We start from the raw sequence: 24,936 nt of genomic DNA, 5'->3' as shown, positions 1-24,936 counted from the left end.
TAACTTTCGTGTCTAATATCGTATTTCTAATGGTGTTATCTCATTCATATTCCAATTAACTAAATGACATTGGTTCAGTACCTTCATGGTCACACACTTCGCAGAATAACATCTACTGAATAATTACGATCCAACACTTTATATTTTTAAATCGTATTTTAGCGTTTTCTCAGATTCAACATCTGTCTTGCCTCATCCGGAGTCGCTGGCTCCAGACCCATAGCGCGGATCAGATTTACCAGTTTCTCAACCACCTGCCAGTTGTACTCGGCCTCTACACCTTCTGCCAGATAGTGGCTGTCTTCAAAACCAACTCGTACTACCGTTGCTCCCATAGCAATTGCAGCGGCCAGGAATGTCCAGTTATCACGTCCAAAGTGTGTAACGCCCCAAAGTGCATCAGATGGAACAAAGGAACGGAAAGCTGCCAGCATCTCCGGAGTAGGCTGCATGCCGCCTTTGTGACCAAATACCAGGTTAAACAGCATTGGATCCGCAAATGGCTGCTCAGATTTTACCACTGCCATATTATGTAACATTCCAATATCAAAAACTTCTGTTTCCGGAAGGATTCCTCTCTTATAAACAGCGTCTGCGCAGTAGCGGATATCATCAAAAGAATTAATATAAACTGCTTCGCCAAGGTTTGTACTTCCGCCATTGAGAGATGCGCTCTCTACCTTGGGATAATCAAGCGGATTGCAGCGTTCCTGGATATTCATATCCGAAACACCGCCTGTAGACGCCTGAACTACCACATCTGTCCGTTTCAGAATCTCATCAAAACACTCAGACATATAAGAAATGTCAGGTGTAAGGCTTCCGTCTGGTTTACGGCAGTGAAGGTGACACATAGCAGCACCAAGTTTTACGCTTTTCTCTACATCCTCTGCAAGCTTTACTGCATCCACACTGGTTCCTGCCTGTACAGGTGCCAGAGATATAATTACTTTTCTCATTATGTAAACCTCCTATTTAAGCGAACCTTTTTCTAATAGACATCTTCCTAACATACAGAGTCTCCGTAAGCTGTTCAAAACAGACTAAAAATTTACTTGTTATGTCATTAAAACTCTTACGTAATTGAAATTTGCCACTCGCGTAAACGAAGACCTGCAATCATGCTATTTTTCAGATCAATTCCTCTACAATTTCCTTCAACGTACTTACTTCACCCACATTTCCCGGGAAAATAATGTATGGCATTCCAGGGAATTTGCTTTCTTCGCCGGTCATCCATACCGGGATCCCTTTCTTCACCTGTCCCATAACACGGGCTTTCTTTACCCGAAGTGCTTTCGTTCCTACGTCAGATGAAGTGATTCCGCCTTTTGCAATGATGAATTTCGGCTTCACAGAAAACTTTCCGATAATACTGGTCACTGCATTGGAAATTTTTACAGAAATATGCAGTTTCTCTTCCGGAGTCATATTCTCCGGCGCAAGAAGCTGTCTGCTTGTATAAATTACAACGGTTCTTCCAGACAGGATTTTCTCCTCTGCTGCCTTCACCGTTCTCTCTACCTCTTTCTCCAGACCGTTTTCTTCGAACACGGTATTTACCTGAAATTCCATAAAATCAGCCTGTCCGTCCAGTTCTTTCAGACAGTTCAGCTGATCTGTGGTCTTCTTTACATGGGAACCGATCAGAACGATTCCTCCGTTCTTCGTGTCACCCTCCAACTGCTCTCTTCCAAGAAGAGGCTGGTCAGAAATCCTTCCCATTACTTTGGTGAAAGCTGCTGCTGTTCTTGCCATGTAATGCTTTCCTTCTTTCATTGCAAGCACCAGTGCTGCGCAGAAAACTTTCAAATCTGCATAAGATACTGCATTGACGATAATTTTCGCCATATTCTGTGCGGACATCAGCTTCTCCTTGATTTCCTGCACATCCAGAGCATTCAGCTCGTCCAGGGAAATGGTGATACAGTCCTCTTTATGGTACTTTCCTTCTGTTTTTTCCTCGACGTATTCCGTAAGATCCGAGGATTTGTAGCCGAAGGTTTTGTCCCTGGCAAATTCCGTCATACCGGCTGGAACCAGGTTGTCCTGCTCTTTTACATAATGGATATTGTCCATTGTGTAGCGGCCGCCTTCTGGAAAAAACGGGCAGATGATCTCACCGTCAACAGCTGTGCTCCCTGCAGAAACTCCATTGTCTGCTGCCGTTTTCTCTGGTCCGGCTGTATTCCCGTCAGCCAGTCCTTCCGCCAGAAGCTGTGTTTCCAGCGGATAATGACCTCTTAAAGTGGAATCTCCACGGGAAATAATCATGAAATCCTGTCCCAGCTCCCCTGCCACCTTTGCCACACGTGCGGCAATATCCTGGTGTACCTTTGTGGTCTCTTCCACAGAAAAGCTGCGGGAATTGGTGAGGATAAAAAACATGGATTCTTTTTCCTCAAAGCCCTTGCGGATGGATTCTTCCTCCCAGTCCGTATAAACAGACACATCATGAACGGTCTGCACACCTGTAGGATCATCATCCAGTACTACTAATTTTTTATGAAAACCTTCCATTGCCTGGGAAAGAAGGGCTTCTGCTTTGTCGGCATCTGTTTTGCTTCTCTCCTCGACGGTATGGAAAGGAATTACTTTACATTCCATAATTTCTATAACTCTCCATTCTGTTCGTTCAAAGTATAATAAGAAATTAAGTGACATTTACTGTTCCACCGCCATCGGATTCTGCGCGGCAGGATTTTTTACATTCATATCCCAGGTTGTGATAACTCAATTGTTACTGTTCACTCCGTTCACAGTAACACGCTTCGCGATGCACAGAAGGACGAACCTTCTTGTGACAAGCACAAGAAGTAGCGTTTGCTGCGCAAACTTAACTCTCGGGTTTTCTGTGAACTTTGTTCACAAAAAACACCTCGCGGAATGTTACCAGTGAACAGTAACACTCAATTTATTATACGGTATATGCGACAGGGAACCAGATCCTCATTTCTCCATAATCACGGTTATCCCATGCATAATACGGAATCAGACGTACATGCTTTCTGCTCATGCCATGATATTTCAACGGCTGATAAAGCGCATTTCTGTCAAATTCAGAGCGGTCAATGGCATATTCCTCAGTTTCAAGAGCCATCATTCTTCTTCCCTGGATTTCAAACTCCACAGGAGTAAACTCTGCATTCAGATCCAGGTAAACATCATCCAGATCAGCCGCATGGGTATCCACACTCTCGCAGCAGTATACCAATGGTCCCCGCTCGATTGCTGCCTGTCCCACAGTTTCTTCCACCATATTGTTTGCAACAGTATAGCGAACCTTCATATCCAGGTTCAGCTGCACATCCATATTCTGAGGATCTTCCACCAGAATATCAAGGTAAGTTCCAGCATCCTCTTTCGTCAGTTCACGGTCTGCACCAGCGCCCTTAATGGAACCGCCCGCTGACCATCCCGGAACACGAAGTCTTAAATGAACCGGAGCATTTACTTTCACATCTTTTGCTGTGAAACGGATTGTTCCGTCAAACGGATAATCTGTAGACTGCACAAGTGTAAATTCGCCACCGTTTTCCAGCTTCACCTGTGCCTCACTTGCACCGTACATACCAGTCCATACGCTGTTATCAGATGTCAGATATGCATATTCACTGGACTGTGCAATGGTTCTTGCCAGGTTTGGCGGACAGCAGTAGCTGAGAATATATTCACTTCTTGTAAGAGGCCAGATCAGCTTATAGTCAAGCTTTTGGGCACGTCTTAACATGTTTTCATAGAAAAATCTCTTACCATCCAGACTCAGTGCAGCCAGGTTGGTATTCAGCATCATTCGTTCCAGAATGTCGAAGTACTCTGCCTTTGGCTCCAGCTGGAACATGCGGTACGCCCAGAAAACGCCGCCCAGAGATGCACAGGTCTCATTATATGCCGTGATATTCGGAAGCTGATATTCATAACCATAAGCCTGATGCACAAGCTGATGGTCAAAAAAGTAACCATATGGAGAAGCACCATTATATAACGCTCCACATCCGCCTGTGATATAAAGCTTTTTATCCACAAGACTTCTCCATACCTTGTGGAGAACCTCCATATAATCCGGATCTTCCTCTTCCAGGCAAAGGTCAGCCACACCTGCATAGAGATAGTTTGCACGTACAGCATGTCCCAGAATCTTTTCGTGCTGCTTCAGCGGAATCTTATCCTGGTTATCATCCATACCATTTCTTACACTGTCGCGAAGAGCGATTGCCTGCTTCGCCAGCTTCAGATATCGTTTATCACCAGTAGTACGGTACATTTCCACAAGTCCCATATAATGAGAAGGGCAGACGGCAGTCTGAACTTCTCCGGTGCGCTCTGCTTCTTCGTAAAGATGCTCCAGATAATCTGCGGTTTTTGCCGCTATTGTAAGGAAATTATTCTTTCCGGTAATTCTCTTGTGCACACACGCTGCTGTAAACATATGACCGAAGTTATAAACCTCAAAATCATTGATATCGCCCATTCTTGAGACTCCGTTCCCGGTTCTCTCACCGATAATCTGCTTTGTGGAAAGATAACCGTCAGGCTGCTGTGCTCTGCCGATCAGGTCTATATAATTCTCAATTTCTTCCTTCAGCAGCTGATTGTCTGTCTGGTAAGCAGTATAGATGGCAGACTCCATCCATTTATAGAAATCTCCGTCTCCAAAAACGGTTCCATCAAAATCTCCCTCTGCATCGCCAGCACAGATCTTAAAATTCTCTACTACATGACTGATATCTTTACTGTCAAACATATGTTTCAGCTGAGGCACCGTACTATTGGCACAGGTGTCAAAGCGTTCTTTCCAAAGACCGCCGGTCCACTTTACTTTCATTCCATCCAGGGCATGAACCTTCGCGTAGGGGGATCTGGTTGTATCTGTCAGCATGATTATTCTCCTTCTGTAATTTCATATTCTGATTAAACGGACATGTCGCCTATCAGCGACATCACCATATAGGAAAGTCAGCTGCTCCGCGATATTCCATATATTATTCTTTATAAGCCTTTCGCTTTCAATGCTGCTGCAAGTGCCTGTGCTCCAAAGCGCGGGCTGGAAAGTACCGGTTTGCCGATCTTCTCGTGGATTGCATCTTCTGCATAGGCCATAGAGCCCTGTGCCAGAAGAATTACGTCTACCTGGTCTGCGATCTCAGCAGCTTTTCCGCAAAGAAGTGCCTTAAATTTATCCTGGTCTGCACCAAAAGCATCTACCAGGCCATCCACCAGCTCTACATGGCGATTCATCTCTCTCGCCACACGGGAAACTGTATTCTTAGTTGGTTCCAGGGTGGTAGGCAATGTAGCCAGAACGCCCACTCTCTTGCCAAGGCGGGCTGCCTCGCGGCACATCTCCTCATCAATACGGACAATCGGAATACCTGTATAACGGCCAATATCCTGAGCCGCATCTGCCACCTCGCCAACAGAAGAGCAGCAGTTCAAAACCGCATCTGCGCCGTCAGAAACAGCCTGCATATACATTCCTACAAGACGGGCTGCTGCGCCTGCTGTTACATATCCATGCTCTCTTACTTCTGCCAGAATAGACGGATCCTGATAATTCAGGATTTCCGGTGCATCGCCAAGATTTTTTTTGATTTCTTCATTTACACACTCAATCAGCTCTGGTGTGGTACTTGTATAAACAATTCCTAATTTCATTTCTCTGTTCTCCTTCTCTTAACCAGTATAGAGCCTTTTCAAATACGCTCTGCGTTTTCACAAAGCTCCGGAAACTTTCTCCCTGGCTTTGTATTTTCACTTGTGAATTTTGCCCTATTAAAGTATCAAAACCCACTCCATCCTTTTATAGTTTATACAAAAATTTTACGATTACAGGGCCTCCACCGTCAAGTCCAATTTCTTTATTTAGTGTCACATTTATTTAGCGATGCAGCCACCATACAGACAAAAAGGGACGGCGTAGTTTCTAACCGCGCTGTCCCTCCTGCTTGTACCCTTAAATAAATTTATTTGTTTGTGATCACAGAAGCAACTGCTTTCTTCCATCCTGCATACTTCTGCTCACGTTTTTCCACTTCCATGTCCGGTTTATAGGACACGCGGTTTAATTTTCCAAAAATACTTTCATCCCAGACACCAAGCTGCAATCCTGCCGCATAGGCCGGTCCAATAGCGGAAAGCTCCTCGGAATCCGGAACCAGAACTCCGGCATCTGCAATATTGCTCTGGAACTGCATCAGATAGTCGTTTCGGGTCGGACCGCCATCTACGCGAAGCTCCTTCACCGGAACACCAGCATCCTCAGACATAGCCTGTACAACATCTGTAATCTGATAAGCAATACATTCAAGTGCCGCTCTTACAAACTCAGCCTTGCGGGTAGTACGGCTCATGCCTACAACAGAAGCTCTCGCCTCGCTGTCCCAGTAAGGCGCGCCAAGACCACTGAATGCAGGAACCAGATACAGGCTGTCCTCCTGAATGGCCTCTTTCGCCAGTTTACCGGTCTCTCCAGGAGAAGAAATGATCTGAAGATCGTCCTTCAGCCAGGTAATCACAGCGCCTGTATAGTTCAGGTTACCTTCAAGCACATAGTTAACCTTGCCGCCGATTTTCCACGCAAGAGAAGTAACAACCCCATGGGTACTGAGAATTGGCTTCTCACCAATATTCATCATAATAGAAGAGCCGGTTCCATAAGTGGATTTGATCATGCCTGGCTGCAGGCATCCCTGACCAAAAAGAGAGCCGTGGGAGTCTCCCAATACGCCATGGATCTGGATTTTATGAGGAAGAAGTCCCTCGAAATCCGTTTCGCCGAAGCAGGCGTCGGAATCTGTAACCTCTGCCATATTTGCCGGATCAATGCCAAATAATCCGCAGATTTCCTCATCCCATTTCAGGTCAAAAATATTGAAAAGCTGTGTTCTGGAAGCATTGGAATAATCGGTTCTGTATTCTTTGCCCCCTGTCAGCTTGTAAACCAGCCAGCTGTCAATCGTTCCATGGCAGATTTCGTGACGTTCTGCCGCCTCTTTTGCGCCCTCTTCATTTTCCAGAAGCCATGCGATCTTGGAAGCCGGGAAATATGGGGAAAGATTCATTCCGGTTTTCTGGCGGATCAGCTCTGCTGCGCCAGCCTTTTCCACACGGGCACAAATATCCACGGCACGGGCACACTGCCATACAACTGCATTTCCATAAGGCTTGCCAGTCACCTTGTTCCAGGCAAGGGAGGTCTCACGCTGGTTGCTGATACCAAGACCAACTACGCACTCCTTCTCAACGCCCTCCAGAAGCTCCTTTACTACTGCGAGAACATTGCTGTAAATTTCCTCTGGATCATGGGAAACCCAGCCCTTTTCATTGATGATCTGCCTGTGAGGGCGGTCGGTACGGCGCATAATGCTTCCTGTCTCATCGAAAAGGAGCGCCTTGGTACCCTGGGTACTCTGATCAATACTAATAATATATTTCGCCATGTTTACTATCCTCTTAAACTTTTCTATTCTCTAAAATCAACATCGCTGTAGCTTAAATCTGTTTTGTAGCTAAATAATAAGCGTGCCTGACCGGATCTGCACTTTGCAGTCTGTCAGTCACGCTTAAATTTGTTTCTTATTTAATTTCTATTTCAGAGCTTCCACAGCCTTCTTCGCAATACCCTCGGCATTTAATCCATAGTAATCAAATACTTCCTGGGAGTTACCTGTGATAACCGGAGCATCCGGAAGAGCCATGTTCAGCACTTTCTTCGGGCAGTTAGCACCAACAACCTGTGCAACCATAGAACCCAGTCCACCAAATGGAGCGTGCTCTTCTACAGTGATCACTGCCTTTGCATTCTGGGCAGCTTTGATAACACCTTCTGCGTCAAGCGGTTTCACGCAGTACATATCCAGTACAGTTGCGGAAATTCCCTTCTCCTCCAATAACTTGGCTGCTGCAAATGCCGGGCGCACCATCTCGCCGCAGGCAATGATTGCCACATCTGTTCCCTCTTTCAGAACAGTTGCCTTGTCCATTTCAAATGGGCAGTTGTCTTCTGTATAAATATCCTCAACCGGATTTCTTCCTACACGGATGTAAGATGGTTTCTCATCCTTCAACAGAGCCTCGATCAGATGCTTTGTCTGATGACGGTCACTTGGAAGGTAAACTCTCATATTCGGGATTGCAGACATAGCTGCGATATCCTGTGCAGAATGATGGCTCATTCCAAGTGCACCGTAGCTGATGCCACCACTGATACCGATAAGAGTAACATTTGTATTAGAGTATGCCACATCAACCTTGGCCTGCTCGTAGCTTCTTGTGGATAAGAAGCAGGCTGGTGAGCATGCAAATGGTTTCTTTCCACATTTTGCAAGACCTGCGGAAATACTTACCAGATTCTGCTCTGCAATACCGGTCTCAATAAACTGATCCGGGAAATTATCTGCAAATGGTGTCATGGAAGCGGATCCTCTGGAATCGCTGCAAAGCACCATAATATCTTTGTCTTCTTTTGCTTTATCCATCAAAACTTCACAGATGGCCTGTCTATTTGGAATCTTATTCATGAAGAGCGGCCTCCTTTCTTGCTGCAAAATCCGCGATGATCTGATCATATTCTTCCTGTGTTGGAACCTTGTGATGCCAGTTTGCCTTGTTCTCCATTACGGAAGAGCCACAGCCTTTTACAGTGTTGGCAATTACAGCGGTTGGTTTGCCTTTTACAGTTTTTGCTTCTTCAAAAGCAGCATTTAACTGGTCAATATCGTTTCCGTCTTTTACATCGATCACATGCCATCCAAAAGAACGGATACGCTCATGGAGATCATCATGTCCCATAACGTCCTCTGTATTTCCGGAAATCTGAAGACGGTTACGGTCAATTACTGCACAAAGGTTGTCCAATTTGTACTGATGTCCTGCCATGAAGCCTTCCCATACAGACCCCTCTGCCAGCTCACCGTCACCCATTACGGTGTAAACACGGTAATCTCTGTTGTCTTTTTTGCCTGCAAGAGCCATGCCTACGCATACAGGAAGTCCATGTCCCAGAGAGCCGGAGTTCATCTCGATTCCAGGAAGCTTATTGTTCGGGTGTCCGATATATTTGGAGCCAAATTTTGAAAAATGTGCTTTAATATCTTCCAGGTCCAGAAAGCCCTTTGCTGCAAGTACAGCGTAGTAAGCCTCTACAGAATGACCTTTGCTGAGTACGAAACGGTCACGATTCGGGTCATCCATGTTTTCCGGAGAAATGTTCATCTGGCAGAAATACAGGCTCATCAAAGTATCGATTACACTCATGTCGCCGCCGATATGACCGCCCTTTCCGGCAACGATAATATCTACAGTATCTTTTCTCAAGTCAAAAGATTTTGCCTTTAAATTTTCCATTCTCATTCACCTCTTAAATATGCTTTCACATCTTCTTCAATAGGATCATATAAATCAGGAGTGATTCCCATGTATTTGCATGCCTCGTAAAGTACCGGAACTACATCTTTATGGATACCTACACAGTGATGGATGTATGGTCCTTCTACAATCTTGGCTTCCAGACGTTTGATGTTCTCAACCTCAACCCAGAGATAAGTTCCCATACCTTTCGGTCCGTCAACGCCTTTTGCTTTTCCAAGGAGCATGGAGTATTCTCCGTTATCACCGTCGAAACGTGCCAATGTCACTTCGCCATGCTTTGCTTCTGCTGTAATGCTTCCCGGATGGCTGAATGCCAGCGGATAAGTAAGCTTCGGTGTCTCTCTTGCAACAGAGATCGGCCATGGTCCGCAGTGCTGAAGGAGCTCGCCGTTTTCAATGTCAGGATGGCGGATAGTCCAGTCTGCAAAGAAGCTTCTTGTGTCATCAAGTGCTGCTGCCTCAACAAGAAGAGCGGTAATTGCACCGTGAATATCTGTCTCACATACAACCGGAATTCCCTCTTCATTGAGAAGTGCGTTTGCTGCACATGGCATAATTCCGATCTCGCTCTGCAGCTGGTTCCAGCACTGGATTGCAGCTGCCTGGCAGCCGTATTTCTCGATCAGGTTCTTCATGGCAACTTTCAAGGCTGCTACATTCTCAAGTTCATTATCTTTAATGCAGATTTCCATGTTCTGGCGGCAGTACTCAACAACCTTTGCAACCTCTGTTCCTTCTGCTTTTGCTTTCTTCATCTCGTCTGTCAGCTCTGGCATTGGGATTGGGGTCAGCTGGATGTTGAATTTCTCAAGAAGTTCACCCTCGTTGCACATGGTGGACCAGAACTCGTATGGTCTTGTGGAAATCTGAAGGATTCTCATGTTGCGGAAGGTTTTTACTACATTACAGACAGCCATGAAATCACGAAGGCCACGCTCGAATACCGGATCATTCAGTCTGCAGTTTGTCATGTATGTAAATGGAACGCGAAATCTTCTGAGGACTTTACCTGTTGCAAAAAGTCCGCACTGGGTATCACGAAGACGAACACCGTTCTCGTCTGGTCTCTCATCAAGAGGTCCCCACAGAAGAACCGGTACATTTAATTCTTTTGCAAGTCTTGCGCATTCAAACTCAGTTCCGAAGTTGCAGTGCGGAAGGAAAAGTCCGTCGATTTTCTCTTTTTTGAATTTCTCTGCAATCTTGATGCGGCCTGCCTCGTCATAAAGAAGACCCTCGTCATTTACGTCTGTGATGTCTACAAAATCGATTCCTAATTCTTTTAATCTGTCTGCAGTAAGTCCACGATACTTAACTGCATCCGGTGCACTGAAAATACTTCGTCTGGTTGGCGCATAGCCGATTTTGATCTTTGCCATTCTGGTATTCCTCCTTGTTTATATTTATTATTTTCTTTTGGTTTTCTTAGCTGTAAAATCTTTTTCTTTATTACTTACCCAGATATTCTGTTTGCTTTTCTTTATAGCTTTAGTATAGGTCTCCTCCAGCTTTATTCCAATAAAAAATAAAGTATTTTTGACTTTATTTTTGCTTTATTTTTCACAAATATATTGTTTATTTTTCAATTAAGAAGTACAATATATACAACAGAAAAAACTTCTGCCAAAGAAATATGAACAGTTTCCACAGGAAATCCTTTTACATCTAAAAACTGGTGAAACTTTATCTTTTTGCTTTGCAATTATTACTCTGGGAGGTGCCGCAAATGTCCATTACCGCAAAAGAACTGGCTGAAAAACTGAATCTTTCACAGACTGCCGTCTCCATGGCGCTGAACAATAAGCCCGGAGTCAGCACGGAAACCCGCCGGATGGTGATAGAAACTGCTGAAAAATACGGCTATGACTTTACCAGACTTTCTCTAAAGAAAAATAAAGCTGGAAGCATTTACGCGGTAAGCTATCGTTCCCATAACGCCATCATGTCCTATTCTCCTATTTTTGATGCTATGGTGGAGGGTATGGAATCCGTAGTGCAAAAGGATAATTATAAGCTGAAAGTAATCACATTTTATGAAAAGCGTGATAATCTGGAACATTATCTGGGGGATTTAAGAACTACTGACTGTGTGGGAATCATTTTGTTTGGTACTGAAATGCGGGAGGAAATGGTCCGTCCTTTCCTGAAACTTCCTTTTCCGGTGGTGATCCTGGACGCTTATTTTGAAAACCTTGACTGCAATTATGTCGTTCCCAATAATCGTCAGGGAGCTTATCTGGCTACCGATTATCTGATCAGCCTGAGAATGAAGCAACCTGGATACCTGCAATCTGCTTACCCTCTCCGCAACTTTTCAGAGCGTCTGGAGGGATTTTATCATGCTGTCCATGATAACGGAATGTCCCGTTCCCGCTGTATCATTCACCAGCTTTCTCCAACCATTGATGGTGCAATGGCAGATATGCTTGCAATTATTGACAGAGGGGATGCTCTGGCAGACTGTTATTTTGCGGACAATGACCTGATTGCAATCGGAACTATCAAGGCCTTGCGGCTCAGAGGCTACAAGGTGCCGGAGCAAGTGGCAATTGTAGGCTTCGACAATATCTCTGAAGGACGTATTATCGACCCCTCCCTTACCAGTATCAGCATCCCCCGTCATTATATGGGACAGGTTGCCGCCAGAGAGCTTCTCTCTCAAATAAACGAACCCCGGCAGCATACCTGTAAAATTGAAGTTTCGGCAAATCTGGTAAAACGATTTTCAGTTTGACGCAAAAAAGGTATCGCAACCTTTCACTTTCGGTTGTGATACCTTTTTAATTACTTATTGCAGAGACGTTTAATGCCAAAACCCCTGTCTTTTTACAGTATTTATGATATATTTATTTGTTTCATTTTTTTCGAAAATATCGTCTTTTATTGTGAAATTATCACAAAATTTACTTTTTAATTATAACATCCGTGCATTTTTTCATCTGAAAAAACCGGATTTTCTGCGCTCTTTTCACCCAAAACAAATCACGATGCATACAGATCATGCAGCCTTATATTTTACCCAATTACACTGGTAAAATCTTTACGTTTATGGTATACTTATTTCATTATCTGCAGATAGCAATGTCAGAAATATAGTAACCTGACATTTTCTACCTTACACTAATAACCGGAGGGATATTTATATTGATGAAAAAATCATGAAATTTTTAAGGAAAAACAATATCCATATCAGTAATATCAAATATCTGCTCAGACAGGAGAATAAGACCTGCATTTATATGACCGATGGACGAGTTGTGCAAACTTTTATCACAGTCAAAGATTTATATGAAATTATATATGTCTTTTTGACTATCTTTTTATATCTTCTTAAATGTCCGCAAAGCCTTATTTTATCGGCTCTACGGGCATTTTGCTTTTGTGGTAAACCTCACATATCTAGGTCTATCTTCTTATATTTTCGCTATCAAGCGTGGTTAAAATCGTGGTAAATACTTCTATGCAATTAGACGCTGAACCTCTGATTTTGCGGTATCTATGGACGCATGAGCGTACCAATTCATTGTGATACTAATGTTTGAATGCCCCATGATATACTGTAAATCTTTTGGGTTCATGTTCTTGCTTGCCAGCCTTGTGCAGAACGTATGGCGTAGCGTATGCGGTGTGATATGTGGCAAGGGATTGTCCTTGTGGTGCTTGTTGTATTTCTTTACCATACGGACAAATAAGGCGTTGTAATCAATCGCAACTTTTGGCTTGTCCTTATGATTGACAAATAGGAAATTGCCCCGTCCGTCTATCACAAATGGTTCTGCCTTTGGGCGTTTCTTCATAACCCGTTGAAATGCCTGTATCGTTTCTCTGCTTAATGGTACTTGCCTTATTCCGCTTTTCGTCTTAGGCGTTTCAATATAATAGCCTTGTTCCTTGCTCTTTAGTAACTGGTGGTCGATAATCACAACTTCATTCTTGAAATCAATATCGGCTACTGTCAGTCCGCACAGTTCCGAGATACGAAGTCCTGTTTTTAACAGTATCAGCACATCATCATAATACTTGTGATACACATTGTCCGTCTTGATGAATGAGAGTAAGGCTTGTTCCTGTTCCTCTGTCAATGCAACTTTCTCTTTGGTATCATTTTCTAGGACTTCACTTAACTTGAAATCAAAGGGATTTTTCCTTACGCAATCGTCTTGTATGGCGATATAGAATGACGCTTTTAACGAGCGTTTATGGTTGTTAATGGTATTGTAGGAAAAGCCTTTGTCTTTCATGCGTAACGCCCATTCTTTAGCGTCAGAGGGTTTTATCGTATCAATGCTCCTAGCACCTAACTTATCCTCTTTCAATAACCGCATGAGTTGTTCCCGTTGTTTTATTGTGCTTTTCTTCACATTTGCCCTCTGTGCGTTCTGTTTGGCATAGAGTTGGCAAAGCGTCATTTTCTTGCCTGTGCTGTCGATACCGTCCTCAATATCCCGTCTTATCTGCTGTTCCAGTTCACGAAGTGAGGGTTTTTCCCGTTTTCCCTTTGGTGTCGGGTCTGTGGGTGTCAATCTCCAAGCATACACATATTTTGTGTTTCCAAATGCGTCTACATATTTATATAAGTATTTCCCGTCTGTTCGTTGGCTCTCTCCAGTATGCAGGATACGACCTTTGTTATCCCGTCTTTTTTCTTTCATGGTGTCTGCTCCTTTCCTTGTTGGAAAGAGCCTTGATATGACTTGTGTTCATCATAACACATACAAGGCTCATTTGCATTAGATTGCGTCCAATTTGTCAATAACCTGTTCAAACTGTCGGCGTTTAATCTGTATGCGGTTGCCATTCATAATGAGCCAGCCAGCGTCCTTGTTTTCCTCTGCTAAGCGTCTTAACTTGTTTTCTCCGATACGGAAATACTTTGACGCTTCTTCAATGGTAAGGGTGTATTTTTCCCATACGGGAATATCGTTGTTATTCATCAGATACCCCCTTTCCCATGTTTCGTGTCATACTGGATATAGGGGATAAGGTCGGTGCGGTTTATCCTCTGTAAATGGGCGGTTAATTTACTGGAAAGGGAATTGCTGTATCTTGCCTTATCAAGCATAGTTCCCACTTTTTCCAGTCCGCCTAATGCGTCATGTTCTTCCAAGAAGTAAAAACTTTTGACAGCGGAAATCACGCCACCCTCTGTGAGCCATTGCTGTGTTTCTTCAAGGGAATTTTGCTGTTTTGGTACTTGCAGTTTTAAGACTTCCACAGCCCCTAAAAAGCGTTCCCAAAACCGACAAGTTTTCCATCTGCTCTTATTACTTTCGTTTCTGTTTGGTACGACAAAGCGTAGGTTGTTTGCCAATAGACCGAAAGCCAGTTCTCCAAGTTCCAGCGGTCTTTCCTTGAATGTCATGGCAAAAGCATGAGCCTTATCATCACGCAGTTGCATTTCTGTCCGTTTCCAACTGCCGACTTCCTCAAGCGTCTTATTATGTTTTGAACAGACTTCCTTATCCTTATCATAAAAGCGGTAGGACAATCCCGATTTACCAGCACCGATATAAACAGTCTTTGCGGTGTCGAAATCATCAAACTTGCTTTCGTCAAAGTGGTAGCCCTCACTATTCGAGATAAATTCCTCTTTTTCGCATTTCTTCTTTATCTGCTCTATGGTAAAAAATGGCTTTTCGTTTTTATCATCAATGGCAATATCAAGCCTTGTGAAGTGGAAGTTATCCTGTCCGTATCTTCGCTCACAATGTTTGAACATATCCCCAAAAGTACAATTCCTACTGTCGAGAATACGGAAAATATCATCACACCCTCTGCCGGTCATAACAAGATAACAGCCTAACCCTTGTGGGTTATCCTCTGTTTTTCTTGCGTCGCCCGATACATAAATATCTCCAATCTGCCAGCGTGCTTGATAGGTTTTGTATTTAATGCTTGCCGGATAGACATTGAAAATGTCAGTCGGTAAACCTAAAATGTGCATGATGACATCTTCAGCAGTTGCCGTTTCAAATACAATGCTGATGTAATCAATCTTAACGGATAAATTTTTGTGTGTAGTTATAGTGCATTACTCCTTTCGTATGTCCCGTTTTTTGCGGGGTAAAAATTGTGTTTTTTCCTTTATTTATCACAGTTTCTAGGTACTATGACATGTATGCGCAGGGCGGTGTTACATATACGCCCTGTACGGAACGCCTACGGCGTTCCTTTTCTTCCTGCACCAGCCCCGTTCTTAACGCTCACGAGCCTTTGGGAGGCTCGTGGCTAAACGGGGCAGGCACAGGAAGAAACACCGTTTTCGGTCGGATAGTCCATGCCTATTCATGCTATCAAAGCGAAAATAACTCTTTTCTATGCCTACTCAAGCGTGTGATTGACCTCATTGTGCTTAATCACTATATCCTCCATGATAATAACGCCGTTAGAATTACTTGTCAAGAACTTTTTCTTGACTTTTTCGGCTATAATAAGTATGATAGGCTTATAAAGGAACGAAAAAGCCGGGAAAGGAAAAGATATAAGAAGTTATGGAGCATGACACAAAGAAAATAAATTTTTTAGGGGAGAACATACAGACCATAAGAAAACACAGGAAAATGAAACAGCAGGAGCTTGCGGACGCCATCGGTATCAATATGCAGAGCCTTTCTAAGATTGAACGAGGGGTAAACTATCCCACCTTTGACACGCTGGAAAAGATAATGGACGTACTGGAAGTAACACCGAATGAATTGTTGTCGGGAGAATGGAAGTTTGTCCAACAGGCGGAAAAAGAGGTATGCAAGTTTTTACGGACGGAAGAACGCCTAAATGCAGAACTGAAACACGGACACTATGATAACTTCTTTGACAGTGAAGAAGAATGGCTAGAGTATGAGTTGGAGCAGTTGCGGAAATACATCACAGACTATATCAAGGGAGAGGACATACAAGCGTCCGACCTTTACCCTATCAAAACATTTATCCAGCACTTGAAATTTCAGAAAGTATTAGACCGTTATGATGATTTATACAGCATGGATATGTTCGGGGAAAGCACAGACGGACACAAGTACGGTACACCTTATCAGGTTGTAAAGAGGATAAATCCCAACTCAAAAGAAGATATGGAGCTGTTGCGGGAAGTCTTAAAGGACAGCCATTTTGACAACGGGGACGAGTAGCCTTTTTCCTCTTGCAAAAAGATACAGCAAACAAAAAGCCCAGATCAAGAGTGCAAGCACCACTTCTAAAGAAGTGGCAGGCTCTTGACAGGGCTTTTTCTTTTCTGTTTATGGCAGACAAGAGAAAAAAGGATAGCTATATTGTATAGTTTCTCTAATAATTTTAGAGCAATGAATTTATCACAGGTACTTCGTCTTTTCATTGTAAAAGTACAATCGTGGAAAGCACTAATATTGGCACTTTGATTTTGTGCATTATGCACAAAATATGATAGCAACAAAGAGGTCATATATAAAATAGAAACAAAAATAACTTGACATTTAATGAAATATATGTTATGTAGAGGTTAGTAAAAACAGTACGTGACATAAAACTATCAAAAAGTAAAAAAGAGAAAGGAGGTTTATCGAAGGAGAGCAAAGAAGTTGAGAACGAAAGTAGTTGGTCTTGTAGCAGCAGTTATGGTTGTCGGCGCTCCACTTACAGCGTGGGCTATTGATGTAGCGGGTGGAGATTTGTACTACAATGGAGGGCAAACAGACACCATTGTATATTCCGAAATTGGGCGTAAAGCAGGTATTAGTCGCAACTATATGGTAAAGGCAACTGTAAAGGTCGGCGGAGATACATATACCAGTGGATTCAAGTCAAACTACGCTTACAAAGATGCAAAGAGAGTTTGGTGGGCGAACGAAACATCTTATTATGATTATTATCCATATTAAGTAAAATAGTTCAAACACCTAGGGCGGGGCTATTTGTCCCACCCTATTTTATACATTTCTTCAAAGAAAGGGGCGTATGTTATGAAAAAATTTTTAAAGATTTTTATTTTCCTTGAAGTCATACTCTTTGCATATATTTTTAATACTTCTATTTACAACATTTATGAAAAGAATAACATTGCTACTGAGAATTTAAAAGGGTATGTTTTAGAAGAAACATCGCCAGAAATTCTCGACAAATTTTATACAATATTTACAGAAGAATATTCTCAAAATAAATTAGAACTCATTAACAATACGCTCACTTCCACAGATAAATCTGTTTATGATTTATATTGCTATCCATTAAATGAGTTTACACAAAAACAGCCTATATCTTCCTCTATTTTGTTTCAATATCATGAATTGCAAAAGGAAGATTTTTTAGATAGTGTTGGTGTATTCTATACAGATTTACCAGCTAACGCAATTAAAGAGATAGCTTCTCAACTGTCCGTCGCAATAAATAACTTTGAAAATGACGCTATTCCGTATAGTATGGTATTAGAATTGAATCTTCTGAATTTTGTAATCTTATTTATTGTACTTCAAATCATATACTGTATTTATACGTCTTATAGTTTGAAAAAAATAGGTATTAAAAAAAGCATGGGCTTTTCTACTATACATATTTTAAAGGAGCAAATTACCAGTGTAATAAAATATTTTGCTGTAATATGTTTAGTATTACTGTTCTTGCTAAATTTATATTACGCATTAACAAACAGATATGATTTTTCTTATTTAGCAACAAGTGTACTGTTCTTTATTGGTGTTTTAGCTATAAATATACTTTGTGTTTTAATTACAAGTATTTTAATTAAGTTTGTTTCTTTAGAGGCAATGATAAAAAATAAGACTTTAAATAGCGGCACAAATATTGTAGTTCAGGCTATAAAAATAATTTTTTCGGTAATAATCGCTATCACTATTATTTCATTGCTGAATCAGGGGAACTCATTTAGACAAAGCCAACAAGCTGTTTTAGATTATAAGTATCTGGACGGATATTATACCGCTAATGGTTTTAATTCATCGGAGTATGATTATGCGTTAGCAAACACAGACATATTAGAAAAATATTCTGAACAAACATTAGAGATGTATAATCATAACCATTCACTACTATGTGATTTTAGGACAGACGGTGGTTTGCAGACATCACGCCCCTATTATGAACAACAGCTTGTTATTGCAAATAGAAATTATCTGAATGAATTTTCAAATATCCAGCTCAGTGGAAAACCATTGGGAGAAGATATATTTAGTGAACCAACAGTATTAGTTCCACATAAATATAAGAATGATGAAAATTCTATTAGCGAATATATTAAGCAAGAATATTTCCGATTGATGAATTACAATCAATTTTATGGAATACCGGGAGAAGAAAAAACTATTGATAAATTTAATGTTGTTTATATAGACGATGATTCTACGATAAAAGTCAATACAGAAAATGGTTTTTCGGATATGGCTAATCCTGTTATCATTGTTGATACGGGCAATTTTGCAGGACTTTACTATTTGGATTCTTTAAATACAAGGTGTTTATTTTTTCAAATGGAGTCAAGAGAAGATTTTTCTTCTTTGTTATCAGAATATGATTTAGAGCAATTAGTTACAGCTGGAACATTACTTACACCTTATTTAATGCAACTTGAAAATGTGACATTCGTTCTTAAAACACTCACTATGTTTACGATTGTCTTTATAGTGTCTTTACTGTTTATTTTGTATATTTCAAATTATGTGGACATTTTTGTAAATCGAAAGAGATATGCGGCAAAAGAGATTTTAGGATTCTCTCATTTTAGGACACTGAAAAATCGGTATATTTTTTGGGGAATCGAAATAATTATATCAGGCGTATTAACTGCTATAAATTATTATTTTGCTTGCCTTTTTGCGATTATACTTATTGACTACATATTCTGCGAATTGCTTTATAGAATTTATATCTCAAACGCTTTATATGAGATTGAAAAGGGGGCATAAGTATGTCATTGATTACATTAAAGAACGTCAAAAAAGAATATGGGAAAAATCAGGTTCTATTTGAAAATTTATCTTTAGAAATAGAAAAAGGCGAATTTGTGGGGCTTGTAGGGAAAAGCGGGGCAGGTAAAACGACACTTTTAAATATAATAGGATTGATTACTGATATATCCGAGGGAACAATCACTATTGATAGTCATAAAAATTTGTCCATGAACGGTAAAAATGCTATGATTTTGAGAAGATATACAATAGGCTATCTATTTCAAAATTATGGACTAATAGAAGATGAAAGCGTGTTGTGGAATTTAAAATTAGCTCTTGAATATAAAAAAGTAAAAAAAGAAGAAAAACTGAAACTAATCAATAAGTATTTAAAGCAATTTGAGCTAAGTGACATGCTTAACAAAAAAGTATATCAGTTAAGCGGTGGAGAGCAACAGCGAATTGCAATTATTAAATTGATTTTGCAAGGAAGTCAGATTATATTAGCTGATGAACCAACTTCTGGACTTGATAAAGAGAACGAATTGATAGTGATGAAACTTTTGAAAGAATTAAATGAAAAGGGCATTACTATAATCATGGTCACTCACAACATGAATTTGTGCGATTGTTTTTCCAGAGTTATAAATGTAGAAAACTTTAGATAGTTTGTTAAAGGGAGATACGCGGTTTTATTATACGTGCAATCTCCCTTTATATTTCGTCATATCAAGACTCATATTCAATTATGGTAAATTCGTGGTAAAACACTTATTTTTTCAAGTGATGAACAGCCCTTAAATGCTGTATTTATGCGGATAATCGGATTTTCTATATCAAGTTTAAGGATAAATTCTTATACCTTATGATTATATTTCCATAAATAAAGGCACCGTGGTTTCCAGAGGACAGATTGATCATATTGAGAACTGCACCTATCATATGAAGGATGGCGTACGTCTGGAAGGACGTAAGCGTGGCGCAGCCACTCACAAATTTCTGAACAAATCTTTGCATCAGGATCCTGCCAAGACTTTATCTCCAAATATTCGTACGCGTTTTTCTGTATTAGATGATATGCCCCTTGCTTTTTGTGTAATCGAACTGATTTTTAATAAAAACGGAACTGGAATTGACTTCGTTTTCCGCTATTGCAATAAAGAAATGCTTCTTCTGGAAGGCATGGATGTGCAGGAAATACTTGACCAGTCTTTTTATCAGGTATTTCCCAACGGAGATAAGAAGCTTCTTGTCGCATATACAGATGTTGCCGTGAATGGCGGAAGCTGTCGTCTCAAGACTTACAGTGCCAGGATTCATCGTGAACTTATTATCAAATGTTTCCAGCCATTGGAAAACTTCTGCGCATGTATATTGATTCCTGCCTATGAAATAGAGAAATAAACATTTTCCAGATTTCCATATATACATGATATGAGAGTCAAAAGGTCTTTTGCCACTCATATTCTTATATTTATTGATAAAATATTGGGAGGGAAGCGACTATGCAAAATCCAGTTCCTGACGAAAGATATTCTGTGGCGGATGAAGCCATCCTGGGTGCTTTTTTTAAACTTCTAAAGAAAAAAACTCCTGATCAGATCACAGTATCCGATGTCACTAAGACAGCTGGTATCGCGAGAAGCACTTTTTATAATCATTATCAAGACATTCCTTCTCTTGTATCCGCTGTTGAGGAAAAGACGATCCAGGATGTTTTTTCTATAATGGAAAAATTTCATCCTGAAAATGACCGCGATATCTGTCAGTCCTATTTTCTGACACTTTGCCGCTATACAATGGAAAATCCTTTCCTTTCCAGTCTTCTGAGCACCCCCCATGGGAATGATCTCTTTGAAAAAATGCTGACTATGCTTCATCACTATGTCACCGCTACTACCTCCAGTGCCAGACCTGGCAGACACACAAAAGAGGAAATATCTTATGTGATCACCTGTGCGATCGGCAGCACGATCGGTGTTCTTCACAAATGGACCCGGGATCATTTTGATCTTGCACCAGAAGTCATTGCAGAGATTCTGACTCAGGTTTTCCTGACTGGCATGCTGCCACTTTTATCCTGACGTGTTTGTAAAAGCATTCCCGCAAAGTGGGGCGTGCAGATTGCGGGAATGCTCTTTCAAACAGGCATAAGAAAAACCCGTCTAAGCAATTCACTCAGACGGGTTTTTCTTATGCCTGTGGCTCATCAATCAGGACATCCTGTCTCCTGATTTTCTTTGTTGTACTGCGTATAAACGGATTTTTCCGGATCACCAGACCTGTAATACGACGGTAGGTCGGCTGATTTTTATTGTATTCATCCAGAAATGCCTGAAGCTGTAAACGAATCATCTCAGTATCCAGTGCCTTTGCCTCCACAACTGCCTGTTCCGGATAGATGCGTGCTGTCAGACCATTCTCTTCACCTGTCACAATCACTTCCGCAACAAGCGGGTTCAGCGCAAGCTTGTTCTCAAGTTCTTCCGGTGATACATTTTCCCCATTGGAGAGAATGATCAGATTTTTCACACGACCATTAATAAAGAGGTATCCATCTTCATCCATATAGCCCTTGTCGCCTGTATGCAGCCAGCCATCCTTCAGTGTTTCCGCTGTCTCCTCCGGCATCTGATAGTACCCTTTCATAACACTTGTGCCCTTTACCAGAATCTCCCCATTTTCAAACTTTATCTCCACATTCTCAAGTGGTCTTCCGATAGAACCCGGCTTATGATTTTCCGGTGTATTATTACTGATAACAGGAGAACATTCCGACATGCCATATCCTTCCAGTATCTGGACGCCATATTCTGCAAAACGGTCAATATAGTACGGATCCAGATGTGCCCCGCCGGTAAAAATCGTCTGCAGTTTTCCACCGAATACTTTTTCTGCGAGAACAGCCTTCGGGATTTCCGGATCAGCAGCCGCCAGTCTCTTATAAATTGTTTCAATCATCATCGGAACCATGAGCATGATATCTGGTTTAAAAATGCTCATATTTCTGACCATATGAAGCAGGGAGTCATTGATACAGATAGTTGCCCCCTGAGAAAATCCTTTCAGCCAGTCCATGACAAGGCAGAATGCATGATGGATTGGAAGTACACTGAGCATGGCAGTTCCAGGCTCTGCTGAAATCTTAACTGCCTCAACGTTGGATGCCAGATTATTCTGTGTCAGCATAACCCCTTTGCTCTTGCCTGTGGTTCCGGAAGTAAAGATAATAGTCGCAATAGCTTCTGCATCCGGACAGGAAGCATCTTCTGCTGCACTCTTTCCCATATCTCTCAGCTCATTGATACTGTACACTCCTGAAGGCAGATCCTCCACCTCTTCCTGGAGCATCCATACTTTCTGAAGCTTGGGACAGTTTGCAAGAAATGCTTCCAGATATGGTCTGTGTTTCGGACTTAAGAAGAGTGCTTCGGAATCGGAGCGATTTATCAGGTCGATCAGTTCTTCACACGGGAGTGCAGCATCCAGCGGCACCGCTGTCGCGCATCCTGTAATAATCCCCAGATAGCTTTCGATCCATTCTACAGAACTGGTTCCGATTAATACAATATGTTTTCCCTCAAACCCTTCTGCAAGAAGTCCTTTTCTGGTAGAAATCACATTTTTCATCATTTCGCTGTAGCTTTTCTCCAGAACTTCTTTTCGATTAAGCCATTTTACTGCTTTGACTTCGCCAAATTTCTGTACACTTTCTTCTAATATATTCCTGATCAGCATATTTTTCCTCCTTCACCGCTCTGTGAACTGACACTCTGTTAAGTCTTACTGTTCACTCCGGGAACAGTAACATTAAGTCCTACTGAAGCTCCTCAAGAAGCTTAAGTGCCTCCTCAAGAGTTGTAATTTTTGTCACTTCGTTTTCATCCAGTTCTATATCAAAGGTATCCTCAAGCTCACCCAGGAAAGACATAAAATCCAGGGACGTAAATCCCAGATCCTCACGGAATCTCATCTCACCTGTCATCTCTTCCGGTTTCACTTTACTGTACTGTGCTACAATATTTTTAAATTCCATTTCCTGACTCATTCCATTTCCTCCTGATTTTTGATTTCGTAACTGTTCAGTACCCTCACAGTTACGAGTCAAAATGCATTCCAAATCACCTTCGGTGATGGCATTTTGCCTTGTATGGCTCGGGATTTTGGCAAAAAACATGCCAAAACGCCTCGCGGGATACTACCTTCTGAATAGTTACTTGATTTCTATAAAAACAATGCCGACAAGTTCTCTTTAACCGTTCTTACTCCTTCAAGCTTTTTGGAACCTGTTACGCTTTATACCTGCTCCATAATCTCTCCAATGCTCATATCCGGCTCTGCAATCCCTTTAAAAAGAATACGCATCATATAATAATACAACAGTTCTATGTCATGCTCCTCCAGATGAGCAGTCTGATAATGATAGGAGAAGTTCATTCCCCCATCCTCGGTGTGAGATACGGTCAGATACATTTTCTTGGTTGCAGCACCGTTTGCAAACCATTTGGCATGCTGGCGAATAGTTCCAAGCATTTCATTCTCCACCTTCACCGGCATTGGCTGATAGGTCAGATAGCAGCTTTCATAACTGGTATGCTCCGGTGTATGATATCTTTTTCTCATCTCATCCACAATAAATGCCGGATCATAATTGCTGTGCATATAAATTCGATTCTGCATATTCTGAATTTCATAAGCTGCCGAAAGAAAATCTGTCTCTGGTGAGATCACTGTTCTGCATGGAAACATAATGGTTCGGCTTCCTCCGGAAGTCCATTCGTCATGGGTAGAACGTCTGGATATAAAATTCTGGATTGTAATATCCTCCTGTCCATTATTTACTTTTGACAGATAAGTACGGATACCAAGCAGAAGCAGATTTGTCATAGAAAGCTGATGATTCATACAGAAATCCATCAGGTTCTGTGTTGCATACGGTTCCAGATGATAATCCTTTACTGCAACAAACAGCTCGTTCATCTCAATGTCAGAAGCACGAAGCTTCGGATTTCCATGACGCTTTCTTGCTTCCTCCAATACAGATGGGCCCTGAATATCAGAATATAACGGCTCACCCAGTGCATCCAGCTGGTCATCCCAGAATTTTTTATCTTTTGCAAAACGCTTTTCATTGCCCGCCTTTGCCAGGTCTTTTTTCAGAACCGTTTCAAAATCTACCAGTTCCTGAGGGCAGGCTGTTCCATATCTGTAATGCGTATATAATTGGAACAGATCTTCGATCATAACTACAAGTCCACAGGAATCGATCAGTCTGTGATCCATATGTAAAAAGAAACCATTGTATCCTTCTGGAAGCTTCAGCATGGTAAATTCACACATCGGAATATTATTTCCGTCAAATGTTTCATATGCCCACTGCTGCATCAGCTCATCTGCCTTTGCCAGACTTTCCATTCCTGACAGATCCTTCAGCTCAATATCACGCGGGTCCTGTTTTTCGATATACTGTTTTACATTTCCCTCTTTATCCGGCTTTGTAAAACGGACTCTGGTACAACCGGAACGCTCTGTTTCCATCTGAATACATTTTTTTAATAATCCAAAATCCAGTTCTGCCTGTACAGAAGCCACAACGCTTACGCCAGATACCTGCTGTGTACCATAATCCAGGATCCAGTTGTGATGCATTTTCTGAGCTGCTGTCAAAGGATAATAATTTCTCATATAATAG

The 24,936-nt window shown here is 41.6% G+C and carries 22 protein-coding genes; 8 read left to right on the top strand and 14 right to left on the bottom strand.

Annotation, left to right across the window (positions count from 1 at the left end):
- Positions 1–158: 158 nt before the first annotated feature.
- The 8 genes from AB5618_RS18045 to AB5618_RS18010 all read right to left on the bottom strand — a co-directional run bounded on the left by AB5618_RS18045 (position 159) and on the right by AB5618_RS18010 (position 10,748).
- Complete coding sequence (locus AB5618_RS18045) at positions 159–959, bottom strand: 3-keto-5-aminohexanoate cleavage protein (protein ID WP_368366952.1); 801 nt, start codon at positions 957–959, stop codon at positions 159–161.
- A gap of 172 nt (positions 960–1,131) precedes the next feature.
- Positions 1,132–2,607: a four-carbon acid sugar kinase family protein gene (locus AB5618_RS18040; RefSeq protein ID WP_368366951.1), complete on the bottom strand. Its 1,476-nt coding sequence runs from the start codon at positions 2,605–2,607 to the stop codon at positions 1,132–1,134.
- 310 nt (positions 2,608–2,917) lie between these two features.
- Positions 2,918–4,879, bottom strand: coding sequence for a glycoside hydrolase family 127 protein (locus AB5618_RS18035; protein WP_368366950.1), 1,962 nt, complete (start codon positions 4,877–4,879; stop codon positions 2,918–2,920).
- Positions 4,880–4,989: 110 nt separating this feature from the next.
- Positions 4,990–5,655 (bottom strand): aspartate/glutamate racemase family protein, encoded by a 666-nt coding sequence (locus tag AB5618_RS18030; protein WP_118577675.1) that lies wholly within the window; start codon positions 5,653–5,655, stop codon positions 4,990–4,992.
- Between the two features lie 308 nt (positions 5,656–5,963).
- Complete coding sequence (locus tag AB5618_RS18025) at positions 5,964–7,439, bottom strand: glycerol kinase (protein WP_368366949.1); 1,476 nt, start codon at positions 7,437–7,439, stop codon at positions 5,964–5,966.
- 147 nt (positions 7,440–7,586) lie between these two features.
- On the bottom strand, positions 7,587–8,519 hold the full coding sequence (locus AB5618_RS18020) for a transketolase family protein (RefSeq protein WP_368366948.1): 933 nt from the start codon (positions 8,517–8,519) through the stop codon (positions 7,587–7,589).
- Positions 8,512–9,351, bottom strand: coding sequence for a transketolase (locus AB5618_RS18015; RefSeq protein ID WP_368366228.1), 840 nt, complete (start codon positions 9,349–9,351; stop codon positions 8,512–8,514). The genes AB5618_RS18020 and AB5618_RS18015 overlap by 8 nt, the downstream gene beginning before the upstream one ends.
- Complete coding sequence (locus AB5618_RS18010; protein WP_173715703.1) at positions 9,348–10,748, bottom strand: L-fucose/L-arabinose isomerase family protein; 1,401 nt, start codon at positions 10,746–10,748, stop codon at positions 9,348–9,350. Before AB5618_RS18010 ends, AB5618_RS18015 begins: the two co-directional genes overlap by 4 nt.
- A gap of 347 nt (positions 10,749–11,095) precedes the next feature.
- Between AB5618_RS18010 and AB5618_RS18005 the strand changes: the two genes are divergently transcribed.
- Positions 11,096–12,103 carry a LacI family DNA-binding transcriptional regulator gene (locus tag AB5618_RS18005; protein WP_173715702.1) on the top strand — a complete coding sequence of 336 codons (1,008 nt, stop codon included), beginning with the start codon at positions 11,096–11,098 and terminating at the stop codon, positions 12,101–12,103.
- Between the two features lie 724 nt (positions 12,104–12,827).
- On the opposite strand, the gene AB5618_RS18000 is transcribed toward AB5618_RS18005, so the two are convergent.
- The 3 genes from AB5618_RS18000 to AB5618_RS17990 all read right to left on the bottom strand — a co-directional run bounded on the left by AB5618_RS18000 (position 12,828) and on the right by AB5618_RS17990 (position 15,364).
- Complete coding sequence (locus AB5618_RS18000; protein ID WP_009243728.1) at positions 12,828–14,021, bottom strand: site-specific integrase; 1,194 nt, start codon at positions 14,019–14,021, stop codon at positions 12,828–12,830.
- Positions 14,022–14,099: 78 nt separating this feature from the next.
- A complete protein-coding gene (locus tag AB5618_RS17995; protein WP_002607397.1) occupies positions 14,100–14,303 on the bottom strand; it encodes an excisionase in 204 nt (67 codons plus the stop codon).
- Entirely contained in the window at positions 14,303–15,364 is a 1,062-nt protein-coding gene (locus tag AB5618_RS17990) for a replication initiation factor domain-containing protein (protein ID WP_256151268.1), read from the bottom strand. Before AB5618_RS17990 ends, AB5618_RS17995 begins: the two co-directional genes overlap by 1 nt.
- Positions 15,365–15,860: 496 nt before the next feature.
- Here AB5618_RS17990 and AB5618_RS17985 point away from each other — a divergent pair, with 496 nt between their 5' ends.
- From AB5618_RS17985 to AB5618_RS17955, 7 genes are all read left to right on the top strand, one after another.
- On the top strand, positions 15,861–16,496 hold the full coding sequence (locus AB5618_RS17985; RefSeq protein ID WP_101629280.1) for a helix-turn-helix domain-containing protein: 636 nt from the start codon (positions 15,861–15,863) through the stop codon (positions 16,494–16,496).
- Positions 16,497–16,922: 426 nt separating this feature from the next.
- Complete coding sequence (locus AB5618_RS17980) at positions 16,923–17,222, top strand: hypothetical protein (protein ID WP_226837799.1); 300 nt, start codon at positions 16,923–16,925, stop codon at positions 17,220–17,222.
- Between the two features lie 81 nt (positions 17,223–17,303).
- The gene (locus AB5618_RS17975; RefSeq protein WP_101629281.1) at positions 17,304–19,259 is read left to right on the top strand and encodes a hypothetical protein; all 1,956 of its coding nucleotides are present in this window, start codon (positions 17,304–17,306) and stop codon (positions 19,257–19,259) included.
- Positions 19,260–19,261: 2 nt separating this feature from the next.
- On the top strand, positions 19,262–19,912 hold the full coding sequence (locus AB5618_RS17970) for an ATP-binding cassette domain-containing protein (protein WP_009243732.1): 651 nt from the start codon (positions 19,262–19,264) through the stop codon (positions 19,910–19,912).
- Positions 19,913–20,138: 226 nt separating this feature from the next.
- Positions 20,139–20,648 (top strand): hypothetical protein, encoded by a 510-nt coding sequence (locus tag AB5618_RS17965; protein WP_368366947.1) that lies wholly within the window; start codon positions 20,139–20,141, stop codon positions 20,646–20,648.
- 101 nt (positions 20,649–20,749) lie between these two features.
- Positions 20,750–21,328: a TetR/AcrR family transcriptional regulator gene (locus AB5618_RS17960; RefSeq protein ID WP_195408775.1), complete on the top strand. Its 579-nt coding sequence runs from the start codon at positions 20,750–20,752 to the stop codon at positions 21,326–21,328.
- A 15-nt stretch (positions 21,329–21,343) separates the two neighbouring features.
- Positions 21,344–21,478 carry a DUF6783 domain-containing protein gene (locus AB5618_RS17955; RefSeq protein WP_368072521.1) on the top strand — a complete coding sequence of 45 codons (135 nt, stop codon included), beginning with the start codon at positions 21,344–21,346 and terminating at the stop codon, positions 21,476–21,478.
- Here AB5618_RS17955 and AB5618_RS17950 read toward each other — a convergent pair.
- The 3 genes from AB5618_RS17950 to AB5618_RS17940 form a co-directional block, all read right to left on the bottom strand.
- Complete coding sequence (locus AB5618_RS17950) at positions 21,438–22,982, bottom strand: AMP-binding protein (RefSeq protein WP_195408776.1); 1,545 nt, start codon at positions 22,980–22,982, stop codon at positions 21,438–21,440. The two genes, AB5618_RS17955 and AB5618_RS17950, sit on opposite strands and share 41 nt — an antisense overlap.
- Positions 22,983–23,061: 79 nt before the next feature.
- Entirely contained in the window at positions 23,062–23,292 is a 231-nt protein-coding gene (locus tag AB5618_RS17945; RefSeq protein ID WP_173770817.1) for an acyl carrier protein, read from the bottom strand.
- Between the two features lie 248 nt (positions 23,293–23,540).
- Positions 23,541–24,929: a condensation domain-containing protein gene (locus tag AB5618_RS17940; RefSeq protein WP_148461447.1), complete on the bottom strand. Its 1,389-nt coding sequence runs from the start codon at positions 24,927–24,929 to the stop codon at positions 23,541–23,543.
- Between the last annotated feature and the right edge of the window lie 7 nt (positions 24,930–24,936).

Origin of the sequence: Ruminococcus sp. J1101004sp1_RTP21198st1_B9_RTP21198_201120 (assembly GCF_040924245.1) — a bacterium.
GTDB classification, from domain to species: domain Bacteria; phylum Bacillota; class Clostridia; order Lachnospirales; family Lachnospiraceae; genus Blautia_A; species Blautia_A faecis.
This window is presented reverse-complemented; position numbering and strand designations above follow the sequence as displayed.

Excerpts from the sequence above, each read along its gene's own strand:
- AB5618_RS18005 (WP_173715702.1), top strand. The coding sequence starts at position 11,096 with ATGTCCATTACCGCAAAAGAACTGGCTGAAAAACTGAATCTTTCACAG.
- AB5618_RS17985 (WP_101629280.1), top strand. The coding sequence starts at position 15,861 with ATGGAGCATGACACAAAGAAAATAAATTTTTTAGGGGAGAACATACAG.
- AB5618_RS17960 (WP_195408775.1), top strand. The coding sequence starts at position 20,750 with ATGCAAAATCCAGTTCCTGACGAAAGATATTCTGTGGCGGATGAAGCC.
- AB5618_RS17945 (WP_173770817.1), bottom strand. The coding sequence starts at position 23,292 with ATGAGTCAGGAAATGGAATTTAAAAATATTGTAGCACAGTACAGTAAA.
- AB5618_RS18030 (WP_118577675.1), bottom strand. The coding sequence starts at position 5,655 with ATGAAATTAGGAATTGTTTATACAAGTACCACACCAGAGCTGATTGAG.
- AB5618_RS18040 (WP_368366951.1), bottom strand. The coding sequence starts at position 2,607 with ATGGAATGTAAAGTAATTCCTTTCCATACCGTCGAGGAGAGAAGCAAA.
- AB5618_RS17975 (WP_101629281.1), top strand. The coding sequence starts at position 17,304 with ATGAAAAAATTTTTAAAGATTTTTATTTTCCTTGAAGTCATACTCTTT.
- AB5618_RS18000 (WP_009243728.1), bottom strand. The coding sequence starts at position 14,021 with ATGAAAGAAAAAAGACGGGATAACAAAGGTCGTATCCTGCATACTGGA.
- AB5618_RS18045 (WP_368366952.1), bottom strand. The coding sequence starts at position 959 with ATGAGAAAAGTAATTATATCTCTGGCACCTGTACAGGCAGGAACCAGT.
- AB5618_RS17995 (WP_002607397.1), bottom strand. The coding sequence starts at position 14,303 with ATGAATAACAACGATATTCCCGTATGGGAAAAATACACCCTTACCATT.
- AB5618_RS18035 (WP_368366950.1), bottom strand. The coding sequence starts at position 4,879 with ATGCTGACAGATACAACCAGATCCCCCTACGCGAAGGTTCATGCCCTG.
- AB5618_RS17950 (WP_195408776.1), bottom strand. The coding sequence starts at position 22,982 with ATGCTGATCAGGAATATATTAGAAGAAAGTGTACAGAAATTTGGCGAA.
- AB5618_RS18020 (WP_368366948.1), bottom strand. The coding sequence starts at position 8,519 with ATGAATAAGATTCCAAATAGACAGGCCATCTGTGAAGTTTTGATGGAT.
- AB5618_RS18015 (WP_368366228.1), bottom strand. The coding sequence starts at position 9,351 with ATGAGAATGGAAAATTTAAAGGCAAAATCTTTTGACTTGAGAAAAGAT.
- AB5618_RS17970 (WP_009243732.1), top strand. The coding sequence starts at position 19,262 with ATGTCATTGATTACATTAAAGAACGTCAAAAAAGAATATGGGAAAAAT.
- AB5618_RS17940 (WP_148461447.1), bottom strand. The coding sequence starts at position 24,929 with ATGAGAAATTATTATCCTTTGACAGCAGCTCAGAAAATGCATCACAAC.
- AB5618_RS18025 (WP_368366949.1), bottom strand. The coding sequence starts at position 7,439 with ATGGCGAAATATATTATTAGTATTGATCAGAGTACCCAGGGTACCAAG.
- AB5618_RS18010 (WP_173715703.1), bottom strand. The coding sequence starts at position 10,748 with ATGGCAAAGATCAAAATCGGCTATGCGCCAACCAGACGAAGTATTTTC.